13 protein-coding genes are annotated in these 17285 nt (G+C 63.0%); all 13 read left to right on the forward strand.

Annotated features, from left to right (window positions below):
- Window positions 1-69 precede the first annotated feature (69 nt).
- The 13 genes from tssB to icmH all read left to right on the forward strand — a co-directional run bounded on the left by tssB (window position 70) and on the right by icmH (window position 17284).
- Entirely contained in the window at window positions 70-582 is a 513-nt protein-coding gene (gene tssB / locus ACODS2_RS21080) for a type VI secretion system contractile sheath small subunit (RefSeq protein ID WP_298164464.1), read from the forward strand.
- Between the two features lie 4 nt (window positions 583-586).
- On the forward strand, window positions 587-2083 hold the full coding sequence (gene tssC / locus ACODS2_RS21085) for a type VI secretion system contractile sheath large subunit (protein WP_489000513.1): 1497 nt from the start codon (window positions 587-589) through the stop codon (window positions 2081-2083).
- Between the two features lie 15 nt (window positions 2084-2098).
- Window positions 2099-3511: a type VI secretion system contractile sheath large subunit gene (gene tssC / locus ACODS2_RS21090; RefSeq protein WP_489000514.1), complete on the forward strand. Its 1413-nt coding sequence runs from the start codon at window positions 2099-2101 to the stop codon at window positions 3509-3511.
- Window positions 3511-3981: a type VI secretion system baseplate subunit TssE gene (gene tssE / locus ACODS2_RS21095; RefSeq protein ID WP_489000515.1), complete on the forward strand. Its 471-nt coding sequence runs from the start codon at window positions 3511-3513 to the stop codon at window positions 3979-3981. The genes tssC (ACODS2_RS21090) and tssE overlap by 1 nt, the downstream gene beginning before the upstream one ends.
- Window positions 3978-5789 carry a type VI secretion system baseplate subunit TssF gene (gene tssF / locus ACODS2_RS21100; RefSeq protein WP_489000516.1) on the forward strand — a complete coding sequence of 604 codons (1812 nt, stop codon included), beginning with the start codon at window positions 3978-3980 and terminating at the stop codon, window positions 5787-5789. The genes tssE and tssF overlap by 4 nt, the downstream gene beginning before the upstream one ends.
- Before the next feature lie 37 nt (window positions 5790-5826).
- Window positions 5827-6954, forward strand: a complete 1128-nt coding sequence (tssG, locus tag ACODS2_RS21105; RefSeq protein WP_489000517.1) for a type VI secretion system baseplate subunit TssG — start codon at window positions 5827-5829, stop codon at window positions 6952-6954.
- A gap of 302 nt (window positions 6955-7256) precedes the next feature.
- On the forward strand, window positions 7257-9902 hold the full coding sequence (gene tssH / locus ACODS2_RS21110) for a type VI secretion system ATPase TssH (protein ID WP_298164476.1): 2646 nt from the start codon (window positions 7257-7259) through the stop codon (window positions 9900-9902).
- A 60-nt stretch (window positions 9903-9962) separates the two neighbouring features.
- On the forward strand, window positions 9963-10433 hold the full coding sequence (locus ACODS2_RS21115; RefSeq protein ID WP_489000518.1) for an Hcp family type VI secretion system effector: 471 nt from the start codon (window positions 9963-9965) through the stop codon (window positions 10431-10433).
- A gap of 75 nt (window positions 10434-10508) precedes the next feature.
- Entirely contained in the window at window positions 10509-12371 is a 1863-nt protein-coding gene (locus ACODS2_RS21120) for a type VI secretion system Vgr family protein (RefSeq protein WP_489000519.1), read from the forward strand.
- Complete coding sequence (locus ACODS2_RS21125; RefSeq protein WP_489000520.1) at window positions 12371-12997, forward strand: DUF6931 family protein; 627 nt, start codon at window positions 12371-12373, stop codon at window positions 12995-12997. The genes ACODS2_RS21120 and ACODS2_RS21125 overlap by 1 nt, the downstream gene beginning before the upstream one ends.
- Before the next feature lie 3 nt (window positions 12998-13000).
- On the forward strand, window positions 13001-14503 hold the full coding sequence (gene tagH / locus ACODS2_RS21130; protein WP_489000521.1) for a type VI secretion system-associated FHA domain protein TagH: 1503 nt from the start codon (window positions 13001-13003) through the stop codon (window positions 14501-14503).
- Window positions 14504-14528: 25 nt separating this feature from the next.
- Window positions 14529-15872, forward strand: coding sequence for a type VI secretion system baseplate subunit TssK (gene tssK / locus ACODS2_RS21135; protein ID WP_298164486.1), 1344 nt, complete (start codon window positions 14529-14531; stop codon window positions 15870-15872).
- Window positions 15869-17284: a type IVB secretion system protein IcmH/DotU gene (gene icmH, locus ACODS2_RS21140; protein WP_489000522.1), complete on the forward strand. Its 1416-nt coding sequence runs from the start codon at window positions 15869-15871 to the stop codon at window positions 17282-17284. Before tssK ends, icmH begins: the two co-directional genes overlap by 4 nt.
- Window position 17285: the final 1 nt, after the last annotated feature.

A 17285-nucleotide genomic window follows, 5' to 3' on the forward strand; every position in this document is an offset into this window, starting at 1 on the left:
CTGAGAGGCAGCTCCGTCTTGGAGCAACGGGCTGGTAGTGCGGCGCGTGCGTAATCTAGGGAGATCGACATGGCTGACTCGGTACATGACAAGCTCAAGCGCGTGCGCAAGCCGCGGGTCCACATAACTTATGATGTGGAAACCGAAGGCGCCCAGGAGGTCAAGGAATTGCCCTTCGTCGTCGGCGTGATGGGTGATTTTTCGGGCGACTCCGCTGTCGCCAAGAAGAGCCTCAAGGAACGCAAGTTCGTCGACCTCAAGAAGGACAAGTTCGATCAGGTTCTCGCCAAGATCGAACCCGGCGTGAAGATGAAGGTCGAGAACACGCTCGAAAAGAATGGCAAGGAATTCGAGGTCAACCTCAAGTTCAGCTCGATGGACGACTTCGAGCCGGAAAAGATCGTCGAGCAGGTCGAGCCGCTGCGCAAGCTGATGGAAACCCGCAACCGGCTGCGCGATCTCATGGCCAAGGCTGACAGCTCGGAAGAGCTCGAAAACCTCCTCGAACAGATTCTCGGCGATCAGGACAAGCTGAGCCAACTCTCTGCCCAGCTTGGCAGCAGCGACAAGCCCTCGGAGTAAGGCAATGGCAGAAATGGAAACCCAGGGCGGCGCGGCCGTCAGCACCGAGACCGTAAACGCGCCCGCGAGCTTGCTGGATGAAGCGATTGCTGTCACCAAGCAGACCGAGCCGACACGGGTCGAGGAACTTATGCGCACGCTCGCCGAAGAGGCGATGAGCGGTACGGTGCAGTTCAACAAGAACCTCACCGTCACGCTGCGCGATGCAATTGCCAAGATCGACGCGCAGATTTCCGAACAGCTCGCCACGATCATGCACGCGGAGAAGTTCAAGAAGCTCGAGGGCAGCTGGCGCGGTCTGCACTATCTGGTCAAGAACTCGGAAATCAGCACCTCGCTGCGGGTGCAGATGCTGAACGTCACCAAGAAGGAGATCTCCAACGATCTCGCCAAGGCGACGGACTTCGATCAGTCGACGCTGTTCAAGAAGGTCTACGAGGAACAGTTCGGCATGGCAGGCGGCGAGCCGTTCGGCGCGCTGGTCGGCGATTTCTACTTCGGCAAGCATCCCGACGACATCGAACTGCTCACGAACATCTCCAGCGTCGCGGCTGCGGGCTTCACGCCGTTCATTTCGGCGGCGGATGCCAATCTGTTCAGCATGGACAGCTTCAAGGAGCTCTCCAAGCCGATGGACATGAAGCAGATGTTCGAAACGGCCGACTACCAGAAGTGGAACGGCTTCCGGCAGACCGAGGACTCGCGCTTCGTCACGTTGACGATGCCCCGCGTGCTCGCCCGCCTGCCCTATGGCCGCGACACCAAGAAGGTCGACGCGTTCGAATACGAGGAAGCGCCGCGCGACGCGAACGGTGCGCCCAAGGCGATGGATCACGATGACTATTGCTGGATGAACGCGGCCTATGCGCTGGCGGCGCGGATGACCGATGCGTTCTCCCAGTATGGCTGGTGCACCGCGATCCGCGGCGCAGAGGGCGGCGGCAAGGTTTCCAATCTGCCGACCCACGTGTTCCAGTCCGATGACGGCGATCTCGATACGCAGTGCCCTACCGAGATCGGCATCACGGACCGGCGCGAGAAGGAGCTGTCCGACCTCGGCTTCCTGCCGCTGTGCCACTACAAGAATACCGATTATTCGGTGTTCTTCGGTGCGCAGACCACGCAGAAGCCGAAGGCTTACGACCGGCCCGAGGCAACGGCGAATGCCGCCATCTCGGCGCGCCTGCCCTACATCATGGCGACCAGCCGGTTCGCACACTACCTTAAGGTGATGGCGCGCGACAAGATCGGCTCGTTCATGGAGGCCAGCGACTGCGAGACCTGGCTGAACCGCTGGATCATGAACTACGTCAATGCGACAGAAGGTGCCGGGCAGGAATCGCGGGCCAAGTACCCGCTTCGCGAAGCGCGGGTCGAGGTGAAGGAAGTGCCGGGAGCACCCGGTTCCTACAGCGCCGTGGCACACCTGCGGCCGTGGCTGCAGTTTGAGGAACTGTCGACCTCGATGCGCCTGGTTGCCCGCATCCCGTCCGCGTCCTGATACGCGGCAGAACCAATGGCGTCGTCGCCAGCCAGGGCCGCAGTGCCTGACGCGGAGACGGCGCCAGCGGCTCAGTCGGCAGCAAGGGTTCACTCCGATCCGGGTGAGGTGCGCGCGCGTGCGAATGCACTGATCGCCCGGATCGACGGTGACCTTGGCCGGCAACTCGATGCGATCCTTCATCATCCGGCGTTCAAGAAGCTTGAGGCCCTGTGGCGCGGGGTTAAATGGCTGATCGACGATGTCGACGATCCAGCCGTCTGTATCCGCATCCTCGATGTGCGCTGGACCGAGATATCCCGTGACCTCGAACGGGCGCTAGACTTCGATCAGAGCAGCATCTTCGATCTGGTCTACAGCCAGGAGTTCGGCATGCCGGGCGGGCGGCCTTATGGCATGGTCGTTGTCGATCACGCCGTGTCGCACCGGCTCGGTCGCGGCAGCAAGGTCGATGACATCGAAGTGCTCGAGGGGCTGATGGGTGTTGCTGCGGCAGCGTTCACGCCTGTCGTGTTTGGCGTCGATCCGTCGATGCTTGCGCTCGACCAACTCGATGAGATCGATCTGCGGCAGGAACTGGGCGCGACATTCGCCGATCCGCAGTTCGCGCGCTGGAACCGTATGCGCTTGCGGCCGGACAGCCGCTTTCTGGCCGGAGTCGTCACGCGCGTACTTGTTCGCCGTCCACATCGCGGACGGGATCATCCCAGGCTCGGCTTCGTCTATGACGAGAAGGTGGCGGATACGCGCGACCTTCTGTGGCTTCATGGCGGCTTTGCCCTGGCCCACGTGGCGCTGCGCGCGCAGGCCAAGAACCGCTGGCCGGCGGCGATCCGCGGCACTGTGCCACCGGGCGAGGGGGGGCTGGTCAATGGCCCGGTCCGCCACTTCCTGCCGAGCGACGAGCCCGGGTTCGTTGTCCGCTATCCCGTGGAAGCTGCCGTTTCGGAAGGTCAGGAAGTGGTCCTGAACGACAATGGCCTTCTCGCGCTGCGGCAGATGCACCTGACTGGCAATGTCGCCTTCATGAATCTGCCCAGCCTGCACCGCCCACCCGATTATGATGGCGAGGCAGCGCGCATGAATGCCAAGATGGGCGGCATGCTCAACTATGTGCTGTGCGTTGCGCGATTTGCCCATTACGTGAAGGTGATCGCACGCGACTGGGTGGGGAAATACAATGATGCGGCCGAGTGCGAGCGCCTCTTGCAGCGCTGGTTGCAGAGCTTTGTCACGGCCAACGATGATGCGAGCCCGGAAATGCGCGTCCGCTATCCCTTGCGCGAGGGGCGCGTGAGCGTTGCCGAATTGCCCGGCAAGCCCGGCTGCTATGGCTGCGACATCTATTTGCGCCCGCATTATCAACTGGATCAGATCACGTCCGAGTTTCGCCTCACCACGGTGATCGGCACTGAAGGAGCTGGCTGATGGCGCTCACGATCACCCAGTCGCTGATCGATCGGCTGATCGACGATGATCCCAACGGATCGGCCGACCACTATGAAACCGAGGATGAGGCCATCGCCCGGTACAAGGTGGCGCTGCGGCGCGATCTGGAAAGTCTGCTCAACACGACGCGGCCGTGGCTGCCGGTGCTGGAACGCTATCCGGGGCTCGAGCGCACCGTTGTCACCTATGGCATGCCCGATCTTTCCACCGAGGACATGTCTGTGCCGGCCGTGCGCGAACGCGTCCGGCGTGTGATCGCGCAGGCCATTCGCGAGCACGAGCCGCGCCTGTCTTCGATCGACATCGAGATGGAACAAGGGCCAACCTCGCGCGGGATGCGCCTTCGCATCACAGCGGTACTGACCGTGCTGCAGGGTGAGGAGCCGGTAACGTACGAAGCTGCCGTGCGGCCGGGCGACCGTGCAATTGAAGTGAAGCTCTCCGCATGATCGATGATCTGATTGCCTATTATCAGCGCGAACTCGATTATCTCAAACGCAACGCCGGTGCGTTTGCCGAAGCCTATCCCCGCTATGCCGCGCGTCTGCGCATCAGCCGCGATGCGATCGAAGATCCCCACGTCAACCGCCTGATCGAGTCGGTTGCGTTTCTCAACGCACGGCTCCGGCACAAGCTTGATGAGGATTACTCCGAGCTTTCCGATGCCTTGCTGCTCACGCTCTATCCGCACCTGATCCAGCCGCTGCCCTCGCTCATGGTGGTGCGTCTTGAGCCTGAGGCGGAGCTGGCCGAACCCTCCGCGGTGCCCGAAGGCACGATCATTACCACCGAGGCGCTGGATGGCGTGGCCTGCCAGTTCCGGCTGTGCAGCGATACCCGGCTGCTGCCTCTGCGCATTGCCGAAGCCTCCATGGTGGGGCCGCCGTTCGATGCACCGGTCACGGTCCCCGGCGCGCGCGGCATGCTGCGGCTCGTGTTCGAGACGACCAAGCCCGAGGTCGATCTGGCCGCTCTCGATATCGAGAATCTGCGGTTGTTCATCAAGAGCGACGGCCGCCGCGCCCAGATCCTGCTGGAGCAGCTTGGCGCCAACTTGCTGGGCGGCGGTGTGGCAACCGGGCCGAGCGACCCCAATGCCACGCTGCTCGGGCAGGACTGTGTGACCCTGCTGGGCCTCGACGAAGCGGGCCTGTTGCTGCCGCAGACGACAACCGCCCGCAAGTCCTACGGCCTGCTGCAGGAGCACTTCGCCTATCCGCAGAAGCACCTGTTTTTCCGGATTTCCGGGCTTGATCGCCGGTTGCTGGTCGCGACCGGCAACCGCTTCGAGATATACCTGTTTTTCGACCGGGTGGCCGCCGAACTGGAGCGCGTGGTGCGCGCTGACGATTTCGAACTGCACGCCGTGCCTGCACTCAACTTGTTCCCGGTGGAGGCGGAGCCGATCCACCTTGACCATACCTCGGTCGAATACCGGATCGTGCCCGATGCCCGGGCCGAGGATGCACTCGAGGTGCATTCGGTTACCCGGGTGATCCTGCAGACGGCCAATGGGGAACGGATCGAGGCGCCTTCGCTCTATTCCTTCGAGCCGGGCACCAATGCATCGAACACCTCGTACCACGCGGTCTCGCGCCGCTCCAGCTTCAGCAAGGGCGGCGGGGACGATGTCTTCCTGACCATAGCGGATCTCGCGGCAAAGCTGCATGCCGACGATACGACCGTGGTGAACACGTCGATTCTGGCCACCAATCGCGAACTGCCGGCACGGCTGCCGTTTGGCGGCGGACGTCCGTGGCTCGATGTTGCGGGTACGATCAATGGCCTTGCCGGCGCCAGCGCGCTGACGAAGCCTACTCCGACACGGCGGCCGGCGCGTGGGTCAGCCGCGCACTGGAAGCTCATCGGCCAGCTCTCGCTCAATTACCTCTCGCTGGTGGGCAATGATCGTTCGGCGCAGGCCCTGCGCGAGGTTCTGGCGATTTACGACACGGGCAATACGCCCGACAGCGAGTATCTGCGCGAACGGCTGATCGGCATCTCCGCGGAACCCGGCGTCGCCCGTCTGCGCTTTCGCGGGCACGCCGCGATGTGCTCTGGTATCGATGTGACGCTGGTGATCGATGACGAGCGGCTTTCGGGATCGGGATCCTTCCTGCTCTGTGCGGTGATCGAGCGATTCCTCGCCGGTGCCTGTGCGCTCAACAGCTTCGTCCGCGTGACAGCGCGGCTGCAGCGCGAGACGGGGGCGTGGAAGACCTGGCCTCCGCGCGTTGGCGACCGGCCGCTGGTGTGATGAAGAGGCAAGGCGCCGACATGGGCGAAGCGCTTCGATGATCGCTGTCGGGACCTTGCTCGACCGCCTGCGTCGCTCGAACTTCGTGCAGGCGGTACGGCAGGCGCACGTCTGGGCCTGGTTGAACGGCAACGAGTCCGAACTCGGCCGGGATGCGCCGCCAGCGGCTGAACCGACCCGGCTTTCCGCGTCCGACCGCATGCATATGCCGGTGACGGATATCGCCCGCACAGACCATTGGTCCGAAGGTCCCGAAGCAGCCCGGAGCGGTCCGGCCGGCACATCGGACAAGCGCCTCAGCATTGTGGCCAACGTGATGGGCTTTGCCGGCGCAACACCGGCGCTGCCGCAAGCCTACAGCGAGTTGCAGTTGCAGCGGCGGCGCGCGCGCGATTTTGCCTTTTCCCACTTTCTCGCGCTGTTCGATCACCGCACGCTGTCATTCTTCTGGCGCATTGCGGAAAAGTACTCCTGGCCGCTTATGGCCGAGCGGGGTGCCCGGCAGAAGACATCGGACAAGGACGCGAAGGACGACATCCAGCGCGCGCTCGTCACGCTGGCCGGAGTGGCCAGCGATGGCGCGCGCAACCGACTTGATGTCCCGGATGCAGCACTTGTCACGCTCGTCGGCCATCTTGCGGATGCCCGGCGCAGTGCCGCCAGCGTGCAGACCGTGCTTCAGGTCCTGACCGGTTTGCCGCTCCGCCTTATCGAGGGAACGCCGACATGGATGGCCGTACCTTTGTCGGAGCAGACCCGGATCGGCGGTCCTTTTGCGGGCTTTGCCCGGCTTGGTGAGGGGCCAGGGGCGGAGGGCGCCGGAGCGAGCGCGGCTGCGATGATCGGCTCCAACGTTCTCGATGCGCAGCATCATTTCGTCGTGGAGGTGGGGCCGCTCTCATGGAGCAGGGTGCAGGAGTTTTGTTGCCATCCGGGAAATCGGCGCAAGATCGCCCAGATCTGCGCATTGGCGGCAGGCATCGAGCAGCGGCCTTCGTTGCGGCTGCTGGTCGCGACATCTGCGATCCCCGAATTGCGTCTCGGGGCGAGCGATGAGCCGGCCATGCTGGGCTGGACAACATGGCTGGGATCGCCGGTGCGAGCGAACGGAATTGCCGATGATTGCTTGATTCCGATCGATTCGGCTGCGCTTTCCGGAGGGTAAGCGTAGTCAAGGTTACGCTTACCATTACAATTATTGTCGCATCTCGCTGCTGTTGTCATTGTTCCTAAATGATCCGGTCCTTGGTGGATCGATGCATATTCGGTTGACGCTGCCAAATTGACGGGCATTGTGTCGGCGTCTGGAAGTATGGTGATGGTCAGACTCGGACTCGCAAGGGTTTCGAGAGACACGAACAGGAACAGCCAATCCGGTAAATCCGGGCTCTCCAGCGGTTCGGGCCGGAAAGACACCAGGAACCCTCGAGCGATTCGTTGTGGGCGTGGTGAGGGAGGGGCAGAAACGTGGAGTTGAATCTCAAGAGTCTGATCGGGAAGCTGGATGATACCTGTCGGCAGGCGCTGGAGGCTGCTGCCGGCCTCGCACTGTCGCGGACGAATTACGACATCGAGATCGAGCATTGGCTCAACCGGCTGCTGGAGCGGCAAACCTCTGACGTGGCGGTGATCGCCAGCCACTTCGAAGTGGATATCGGTCGGCTTGCGCAAGACATCAACCGCCAGATCGACGGGTTCAAGTCTGGCAATGGCCGCTCGCCGGCGATTGCGCCGAACCTCGTCAAGCTGATCCGCGAGGCGTGGCTGGTCTGTTCGCTCGAGTATGGCGCCGGGCAGATCCGTTCGGGCCATCTGCTGCTCGCACTGCTGACGACCACCGACCTGTCGAGCATTGCGCGCGATGCCAGCTCGCACTTCGCCAAAATCCCGGCGGAAACCCTCCGCGCGGCCTTTGCCGCGATTACCGCGAGCTCGGAAGAGGCTGTCGCGGCGACGACGGCACCAGCCACGGGCAGCGGCAAGTCGGCTTCGCCGGTTCAGGCGGGGGCACCCGGCGGTGAGGCGCTGGCGAAATTCTGCATCGACCTCACGCAGCAGGCGGCGGACGGGAAGATCGATCCGATTTTCGGGCGCGATCCCGAAATTCGCCAGATCATCGATATTCTTACCCGGCGGCGGCAGAACAATCCGATCCTCACGGGCGAGGCCGGTGTTGGCAAGACCGCCGTGGTCGAGGGATTTGCGCTCCGCATCATTCAGGGTGACGTGCCCGAGAACCTGCGCAACATTCGTCTGCTCTCGCTCGATCTTGGGCTGCTGCAGGCAGGTGCAGGGATCAAGGGCGAGTTTGAGAACCGGCTGAAATCGGTGATCGAGGAGGTCAAGAAGAGCCCGATCCCGATCATCATGTTCATCGACGAGGCGCACACGCTGATCGGCGCTGGTGGGGCTGAAGGGCAGAACGATGCTGCCAACCTGCTCAAACCCGCGCTGGCACGCGGTGAAATGCGCACGATCGCGGCGACGACCTGGGCGGAATACAAGAAGTATTTCGAGAAGGATCCTGCGCTGACCCGCCGTTTCCAGGTGGTGAAGGTCGAGGAGCCGAGCGAGGCGCTGGCTGTCGCCATGTTGCGCGGGCTGGTTCCCGTGCTGGAGAAGCACCACGGCGTTGCCATTCTGGGTGAGGCGCTGGAGGCAGCATCAGGCCTCTCGCACCGCTATATCAGCGGACGGCAACTGCCGGACAAGGCGATCTCGCTACTCGATACGGCGTGTGCCCGTGTCGGCATCAGCCAGGTCGCCACGCCGGCCGCCGTGGAGGACCTGGAACGGCAGCTAGGTTTGCTTGATTCCGAAGTGCGGATGCTGGAGCGTGAGGGCAAGGCGGGCGCTGACGTCACAGCCAAGCTCGCGGAGAAATCCGCCGAGCGCGAGAAGATCGAGGCCGACAAGGCCGAGCGGACAGAGGCCTGGCAGGCCGAGCTTGAAGCGGTGAAGGCCGTGGCTGCAGCGCGTGCGGTTGCAGCTGATGCCGTCGATGGCACGCCCGAGGCGGAGGCCGCGATTGCCGCGCTGCGAGAGGCTCAGGCGAAGCTGGCAGAGCTTCAGGGCGAAACGCCGATGATCCACGACGTTGTGGATTACAATGCCGTGGCGGAGGTGTTGGCAGGTTGGACCGGGATTCCCGTCGGCCGCATGGTCAACGACGAGATCCGCTCGGTGCTCAGCGTTGCCGAAAAGCTGGCGGAGCGCATCAAGGGGCAGCCCTATGCGCTCGAGATGATCGCGCAGACCGTGAAGACGGCGCGTGCAGGCCTCGCCGATCCACGCAAGCCGCTGGGCATATTCCTGTTCTGCGGCACATCCGGTGTCGGCAAGACCGAGACCGCGCTGGCGCTTGCCGAACTGCTTTATGGCGGCGAGCAGAACGTTACCGTGATCAACATGAGCGAGTTCAAGGAGGAGCATAAGGTCTCTACGCTCGTCGGCGCGGCCCCGGGGTACGTGGGCTATGGCGAAGGCGGAGTGCTGACCGAGGCGGTGCGGCGCAAGCCCTATTCGGTGATCCTGCTCGACGAAATGGAAAAGGCGCATCCCGGTGTGCAGGATGTGTTTTACCAGGTGTTCGACAAGGGCATGATGAAGGACGGTCAGGGCCGCGACATCGATTTCAAGAACACCCTGATCATCATGACCTCGAACGCGGGCACCGATACGATCGAGGATCTGTGCCGTGCCAAGGGCAAGGACGAGATGCCGGGGCCTGAGGAACTGGCCCAGGAACTGCGCCCGTCGCTGCTCGAGTATTTCAAGCCCGCGTTCCTCGGCCGCGTGGTCACTGTGCCGTTCTTCCCGCTCGAACCGGAAATCCTGCGGGAGATCGTGGTCATCAATCTCAATCGGATCCGGCGCCGGGTTACCTCGAGTTATGGTGCTGAATTCACGTGGGATGATGCACTTCTCGACCGTCTCGTCGCGCGCTGCACCGAAGTTGAAAGCGGTGCTCGCAACATCGAGAACATCCTCAAGCGCGGGTTGCTTGCGGACCTCGCCGGACAATTGCTGGAGCTCCGCGCCGAAGGTAAGGATGTCAGCAAAGTTGAAGTTACTGAAGGTGAAGGTTTGGATTACGCATTCAAGATTACGTGATAGTAGTAGTGTCATCGGGGAATACACCCGAACAGGAAGTCAATCGGAAGGAGGCTAATCATGGCTATTTATCTCAAGTTTGACAGCATCAAGGGTGGTGCTACCGACAAGGCGTTCAAGGACCAGATCGAACTGTCGAGCTTTCAGTGGGGCGCCGGCGTTGGCGTTGGCAGCCCGCGGGGTGGGAATCGCACCTCGAGCGAACCGAGCGTTTCGGAAATCACGGCATCCAAGGTCCTCGACAAGTCCTCGGAAGGCCTGTTCAAGGCTCTCCTCAAGGGCGAACCGGTGGGCAAGGGAACGGTCTCGTTCACTGCGGCGAGCAAGGGCGAGTCGGTCGCCTATCTGACGCTGGAACTGGAAGACGTGATCATCTCGGGCTTCTCGGTGTCGAGCGGCGGCGATACGCCTTCGGAAAGCCTGTCGCTCAACTTTACGAAGTTCGACTGGTGCTACACCGATCGCGATGGAAAGCAGACCGGCAGCCCGACCCACCTGGTGTACAACCTCGCCGAAAACTCCGTCGGCTGATCTGGCTCCGTTCAACAGGCGGTCCTGGTCGGGGCCGCCTGTTGAACGGGACCGGTATTCTGCCGCAGGCCAGCGATGGGTAAACACCTTCTCAATCTTCGCGTCCTTGCTGATGCGACGATCAGCGATTACTCGCTTCTGGGCTTCGAGGGGCGTGAGGAAATCTCGCAGCCGTTCGATTATCGGCTCGAACTCGTCACGAATGCCACGCCGAACCTTTCGCAATGGATTGGCAAACTCGCCGAGTTTGATATCGACCCGGGCTTGGGCAATGTGCGGGTCTTTGCCGGGCGCATCTATGCAGCCCGGCACGTTGTCGATGGCGACGTCGGGCGTATCTTCGTCTCGGTCCGGCCCGCGTACCACGCCTTGTCATACGCCAAGGCCACGCAGTTCATTCAGGACAAGAGCAGCAAAGACATTTTCGAGTCGATGTGCACCGATGTGACCGGTCTGGTGAAGACCGTCTCGTTGCAGCCTGCGCCGCCCAAGCGCGGTTATGCCGTGCGCTACGACGAAAGCGAGATCGATTTCCTTGCGCGGCTGCTCGCGCAGGACGGTATCATGTATTTCTTCGCATACGATCGCAACTCAGGGCCGTTCCGCCACAAGATGATCGTGACCAACAAAACGGCCGATTACCTCGAAATCGACGGCAGCCCGCTGGAATTCGTCAGCAACAGTCCCATCGGTCATGTCGACGTTCTGGAGAGCTGTTTTGCGGCTTTGCCCAGCAAGTCAAAGCATGTGTCGTTCAATGTGAACAAGCTGGACAACCCGTTTACATCGCAGTCGACCACCAGCCTCCAGTGGGGCGCGGTCTACACCCACGAGCACGAGACGATCGGCTTCGAGGCGCTGAGTGGGCAGGGTAATTCGAGCCTCGCTGGGGCAACCGACGAACATCACGACCAAGCTGCGAACTTTATCGAGGGAAGTTCTTTCGAGCATAGCATAACGGCCGGCGGCCGGGCCGAACTCAAGGGAGCGGACGATCTGCTGGCATCAAATTGGGTGGTATTTACCACAGTGGTGCATTCGGCGCGCGATCCGTGGATGTTTGGCGACGACCAGCAGGCCACCTATCGCAACCGGTTCAGCGCGATCGCATCCTCGCAGCGATATCGCCCTCCGGTGAATGTGCCGCAGCGGCTGGCACCTGGGCCGCTTCTCGGGGTTGTTGCATTTGAGGGCGCCACGGCGGGCGAGATCAAGGTCGACAAGGAATGGCGCGTGCCGGTCGCGATTTCGAATTCGAGGAATGATGGCAAGTTCGACCCGGTGGTTTGGCTGCCGGTGCAGCAGCAATGGTCGCATTCCACGCATGGTGCGCAGTTCTTTCCGCGCATCGGCGCGCGCGTGATTGTCGATTTTCTCTATGGCAATCCTGACCTGCCGATCATTACCGGCTGCATGTATACTCCATCGCAGGCCTATCCGTTCGATCCGGCCAGCAAGGTGACACAGTCGGGCTGGCGGTCTGTTACCGAGAAGAATGGCGGGATCAAGCAGGAGCTCTATTTCGAGGACAAGAGCGGCTCGGAGGAAATCAAGCTCTACACCGGGCGTGATTATCGCCGTGAGATCGATCAGGACGATTGGGGCACGGTAAAACGCGACCAGACACTTGAAGTGCAACGCAATCGCGTGCGCAAGGTCAAAGGCAAGGAGACGGTGGACGTCGACCAGACGCGAACCATCACCGTTCAGCAGAAAAACCTTCTTGAATCAAAGGCCGAGATCCAGCTTAAGGTCGGAGGTTCGACCATCACGCTCAAGCCGGACGGTATCGAGATCAAGGCGCTGAAGATCACGATCAAAGCCGAGACCAAGGTGGAGATGCAAGGCGGGGCGCAATTCTCGATTTCCGGGCCCTTGGGCGAGGTCAAGGCCGATGGCATTCTGACCGTCAAGGGCGGCATGGTGATGATCAACTGATGTCGAGTTCCCCCATCTCAATTCCGCTGCGCTTTCAGCGAGCCGAACTTGAGGCCAAGGCAGACCTGGAGCCTGAAGGGCGCGCCTTGCTCGCCGAGATCGGCCACCCCGAGCAGCTGGTGCAAGCCCTCATCGATAGTGGCAATGCGCGGGATGCGATCCATTCGCTCGTTTTGATCCTGCCGCACCGGCATGCGGTGTGGTGGGGCTGCATGGCCGCAAGAATCCTGCCGAACCTTGATTCACGTCGGGCTGATCTGGCCGCGCTGGTTGCGGCCGAGCGCTGGGTGCAATCAGGCAATGCCGCCGATGCGGAAGCTGCGGGGGAGGCTGCGGAAGCCACCAACCGCGATTTTGCGCCATCATGGGTGGCGACGGCAGCATTCTGGTCGGGCCGGTCGATCGCTCCGCGCGGATTGCAGGCAGTGCCACCTGCTCCTCATCTTGCCGGGGTGGCGACGCGCATCGCCCTCAAGTTGCTGGCTACGGACCCGGCCCTGCAAGGCCGCATCGGGTTTGCCGATTTCCTGCCGCTGGGCATGGCATTGCTTGCCGGTGGCAACGGGGCGGATGCACAGGCGGCCTTGCGTGATCGCGTGGCTCAATTGCTGCCACCGGGGCGATAAGCCATGTGGACTTTGATCGTATCGCGCCTGAATGATCCGCCAGGCAGCTACCTCGACAAGCGCCAGCTTGATGCGGGGCAGCTCATCGTGGGGCGGAGCAAGAAATCGGCCGATCTTGTGCTGCCCGACGAGCAGGGCTTTGTATCGCGTGAACACTGCGTGATCGCGGCGCTGGGGATCGACCTGTTCGTCACAGATACCAGCAAGAACGGCGTTGCGCTCAACTCGCCGGGGCAGCGGATCCTGCCGGCTCAACCCGTTGCGATCCGGCCTGGTGACCGCCTCATCATCAATGACTTCGTCATTGCCGTGAGCACGCCCGAGGCAGCGCGGACGATGTCCATGACGCCGACGCCCATGGCACCGTTGCCGCAGGCCAGCACCGCAGGGGACGACATCTGGGGCGCTGGAGAGGCCAATCCGTTTCTGGGAGACATGGGCGGCAGCAAGTTTGGCGATGGCGGCTTGAACTTCGGCAGCGAGGTGCATGATTTTCTCGCGGGGCCGGGCGGACTGGGCGCCAGTCCCATCGCACCGCCGCCGCCGGATCCGCTTCCCCCGATTGGCAACTTCGGCTTTGGTGAGCCATTCGGTCAGGCCTACGAAGCGCGGCCGATCATGGCCGAAGTCGATCCGTTTTCCAGCAGCCTGGCGATCCCCGATGACTGGGCCAATCCGGGCAATGGCGTCGGGGATGGCTTGCCCATCCCGGATTTCACGTTTTCTCCGCAAGGGGGCAGCCCCCCGCTGCCTACGTCTCTTCCCCCCATCGAGCCGGGTGTCTCGAACCCCTTCGCTGGCCTTGATACGCCGTTCGGCGTGCTTCCGCCGCTGGGCGAGGAATCGCAGCCCGACGCGCCATTTGCTCCGATCGCTGCGCCTCCCCCGCCTGCTGTTTCACCGCCGCCGCCAACTGCACCTGCCGTTCCAAGCGGTTCTGCAAACTGGGCAGCCTTCTACGAAGGGGCCGGGTTCAGCCCGGAAGAGCTCAAGCTGCCACCGGATGCGATGTTCCGCCTCGGGGTGTTCTACAGGCAGGTGCTGCTCGCGTTGTGCGACATTCTGCAGGACCGCGCGACGTTCAAGGATGAGTTCCGGGTGGAGCGCACCCAGATGAGCGGCGGCCGCAACAACCCGCTCAAGCACTTGCCGGCGTTCGAGGCGGCAAAGGTGGTGCTGGGCAATCCGCTGCCGGGCTTCATGGACGGCGAGGAGGCGCTGCGCACCGCCTTCGAGGATATCAAGCGGCATCAGATGGCCATGCTGGCGGGCGTGCAGAACGCGCTCACCACGGTCTTCTCCCGGCTTTCGCCGGCCGAGATGGAAAAGCTGGTGGCCGCTGCCGAAGGCGACAAGAAGGGTCTTTTTTCGCGGCGCACAGATCGATGGTCGATCTATGTCACGATCTATGAGAACCTCCGCAAGGACGCGACGTCGAACGCGAATGGAGTCATGGGTTCGGCCTTTCGCGAAGGCTACGAGAAGTTCACGAAGTCTGTACGGTGAGACGCCGCGAAGGGGGTAGGATCGCGTGACGTGGGAAAACAAGCCGGTGTGGTCGGAGGGCATGTTTCTCCGGCCGCAGCACTTCCAGCAGTACGAGCGCTTTGCGGGCGCACAACTGGAAGCGCGGATCGCGCCGCTGGTCGCGCATGGCTATGGCGTGCTGCAGATCGAGCTCGGCGAGGGGGCGCTCAAGACCGGTAAACTGATGATCAACCGCTGCTCGGGCGTGTTCGAGGACGGCACCCCGTTTCGCATTCCGGAGCAGGCGGCGGCGCCGATGCCGCTCGAAATCATGCGCGATGTGCGGGACGAGGTTGTGCACTTGTGCATCCCGGAAAGCCGCGCGGGCGTGGCCGACGTCGCGCTGGACCGCAGCGCACAGACCGAAACGCGTTTCGTCGCCGAAGAGTTCGAGGCGGTCGATACGATCTATGGCGGCAGTTCGCGGGTACCGATCAACGTCGGGCGTCTGCAACTTTCGCTGCGGACCGAATCCGAAGGCCTGGATGGCTATACGACCCTGCCGATCGCGCGCGTGATCGAACGCCGCGCGGATGACAGCATCATGCTCGATGCAGGGTTCATTCCGTGCTGCGCGGCGGTCTCTGCCAGTCCGGTCCTGAGCGGCTTCATGAGCGAGCTGGAGGGCATGCTGCACCAGCGGGCCGAGGCGATTGCAGGACGCTTGGGTACGCCCGGCGCCAAGGCCGTGGCCGACATCACCGATTTCCTCTGGCTGATGGTGGCCAATCGGAGCGAGGCGATGCTCAAGCATCTCTCAGCCATGCCGGTGATCCATCCCGCTGATTTCTACGGCATGTTGTGCGCCCTTGCCGGCGAACTTTCGACCTTCACGCAGACTTCGAACCGGCCGCAGTTCATGCCGCTCTACGCCCACCGCCAGCAGCGCGTGTGTTTTGATGCGGTGATTGCCGATCTTCGCCGGTCGCTGAGCATGGTGATCGATCCCATCGCAAGGGCCATTCCGCTGGTGCCGCGCGGGTTCGGCATTCAAGTCGGGCAGATCGAGGACCGTTCGCTCTTCACCTCCGCCACGTTCCTGCTGGCCGTTCGCGCCGGTGTGGATACCGAGCAATTGCGCGCGGGCATGCCGCGGCTCACGAAGATCGGGTCGGTCGAGCATATCCGCGATCTGGTCAATCGCCACCTTCCGGGGGCAGACCTGTTTCCGATGGCGGCGGAACCGCGCCAGATCCCGTTCCGGGCCAACACGGTCTATTTCACCATCAACACCCGCCATGAACAATGGCAGGCTGTACGTACATCCGGGGCCGTCGCGCTGCATGTGGCGGGCGAAATCCCGGGGCTTGAGCTCGAAATGTGGGCTATCCGAGGACAACAGCAATGAGCGGTGAAGACGGCGACGACGCAACCGTTTTCCGGCCAGGCGGACAACCTTCCGCTACGCCGCCGGCACAAGGTGTGCCGCAGGCCTCACCGCCTGGCCGTCCGGTCACGCCTGCTGGCGCACCTGCAACGCCCCCTCCACAAGGCTGGGGCGCGCCGCCCGCATCACCGCCGCCACCCACCGGCACGCCGCAGCAAGGCGGGGGGCGCATCGAATTCGCGCCCGGCGAGCCGGTGCTGCACGGGCCGGAACCTGTCGTGGCGGCTGCAGGCCGCCTGATCCTGCTGGCCAATCACATCAAGGGCCTGGCCGTCGGACCAGACCTTGAATCTCTGCGCCGGACAACCGTCGCGGAGCTGGATTCCTTCATCAAGCGCGCCCGTGCCCTGGGGCTGGAGCCCAAGTCGGTGCAGCTAGCGCACTACATCCTGTGCGCGTTCATCGATGATGCGGTGATGTCCACGCCATGGGGCGGGGCGAGCCAGTGGTCCACCCAGAGCTTGCTGGTTGTCTATCACAAGGACGCGCGCGGTGGTGACCGCATGTTCCAGTTTGCCGAGCAGATGGAGCGCGATCCCAGCAGCGAACCGCGCCTCATCGAACTGCTGTACCAGTGCCTCGCACTCGGCTTCGAGGGACGTGCCGCACTTGATCCGCGCGGACAGAACCTGCTGACGCAGCGGCGGGCGGGGCTTGCCGCGCTGGTGCAGCGCCAGCGCGCAGCCCCTACCGGCGAGATTTCACCCCAGTGGCGCGGCGCCACCGTCGCGTCAGGCCGGTTCAGCGCAGTGATCCCGCTCTGGGCTGTGCTTGCCGGGCTCGGCGTGCTCGGGCTGATGATCTTCGCGGCCCTGCTGCTGCACTTGTCGAGCCGCGCCACCTCGGCGATCGAGGCTGTCGACCGCGCGGTCGGCAAGGCGACCGTCGCGCCGCCACCGCCGCCGCCCGCACAGGCCGAAACGCCGCTCTATGAGAAGTTTCAGGATATCCTCCGCCCGGATGTGGCTGCCGGACGGCTTGAACTGACGCGCGAAGGCAACGAGATCGTGATCCGGCTGCATAACCAGGGCCTCTTCGGTTCGGCGCAGGCAGATGCTTCCAGTTCGTGGAGCGATACCTTCGATCACCTTGCGCAGGCTGCAAACCTGACCAAGGGCCCGATCAAGGTGGAGGGCCATACCGACGATCAGGCGATCCATTCGTTGCAGTTCCCGTCCAATCAGGAACTGTCGGAAGCGCGGGCGCGGTCCGTCGCGCAGGCGATCGAAGGGGCAGGGCTGACGGACGCTTCCCGGATGTCCATCGCCGGTTTCGGATCGACCCAGCCGATCGGTGACAACGCCACCGACGAGGGTCGCACGCGCAATCGCCGCGTCGAACTGCGCGTCGGCAACGATATCAACTGGCGGTAAG

It is taken from the genome of Novosphingobium sp. FG137, from assembly GCF_057809735.1.

Coding starts and splice junctions, on each gene's coding strand:
- tssB (WP_298164464.1), top strand. CDS start 70: ATGGCTGACTCGGTACATGACAAGCTCAAGCGCGTGCGCAAGCCGCGG.
- tssC (WP_489000513.1), top strand. CDS start 587: ATGGCAGAAATGGAAACCCAGGGCGGCGCGGCCGTCAGCACCGAGACC.
- tssC (WP_489000514.1), top strand. CDS start 2,099: ATGGCGTCGTCGCCAGCCAGGGCCGCAGTGCCTGACGCGGAGACGGCG.
- tssE (WP_489000515.1), top strand. CDS start 3,511: ATGGCGCTCACGATCACCCAGTCGCTGATCGATCGGCTGATCGACGAT.
- tssF (WP_489000516.1), top strand. CDS start 3,978: ATGATCGATGATCTGATTGCCTATTATCAGCGCGAACTCGATTATCTC.
- tssG (WP_489000517.1), top strand. CDS start 5,827: ATGATCGCTGTCGGGACCTTGCTCGACCGCCTGCGTCGCTCGAACTTC.
- ACODS2_RS21115 (WP_489000518.1), top strand. CDS start 9,963: ATGGCTATTTATCTCAAGTTTGACAGCATCAAGGGTGGTGCTACCGAC.
- ACODS2_RS21120 (WP_489000519.1), top strand. CDS start 10,509: ATGGGTAAACACCTTCTCAATCTTCGCGTCCTTGCTGATGCGACGATC.
- ACODS2_RS21125 (WP_489000520.1), top strand. CDS start 12,371: ATGTCGAGTTCCCCCATCTCAATTCCGCTGCGCTTTCAGCGAGCCGAA.
- tagH (WP_489000521.1), top strand. CDS start 13,001: ATGTGGACTTTGATCGTATCGCGCCTGAATGATCCGCCAGGCAGCTAC.
- icmH (WP_489000522.1), top strand. CDS start 15,869: ATGAGCGGTGAAGACGGCGACGACGCAACCGTTTTCCGGCCAGGCGGA.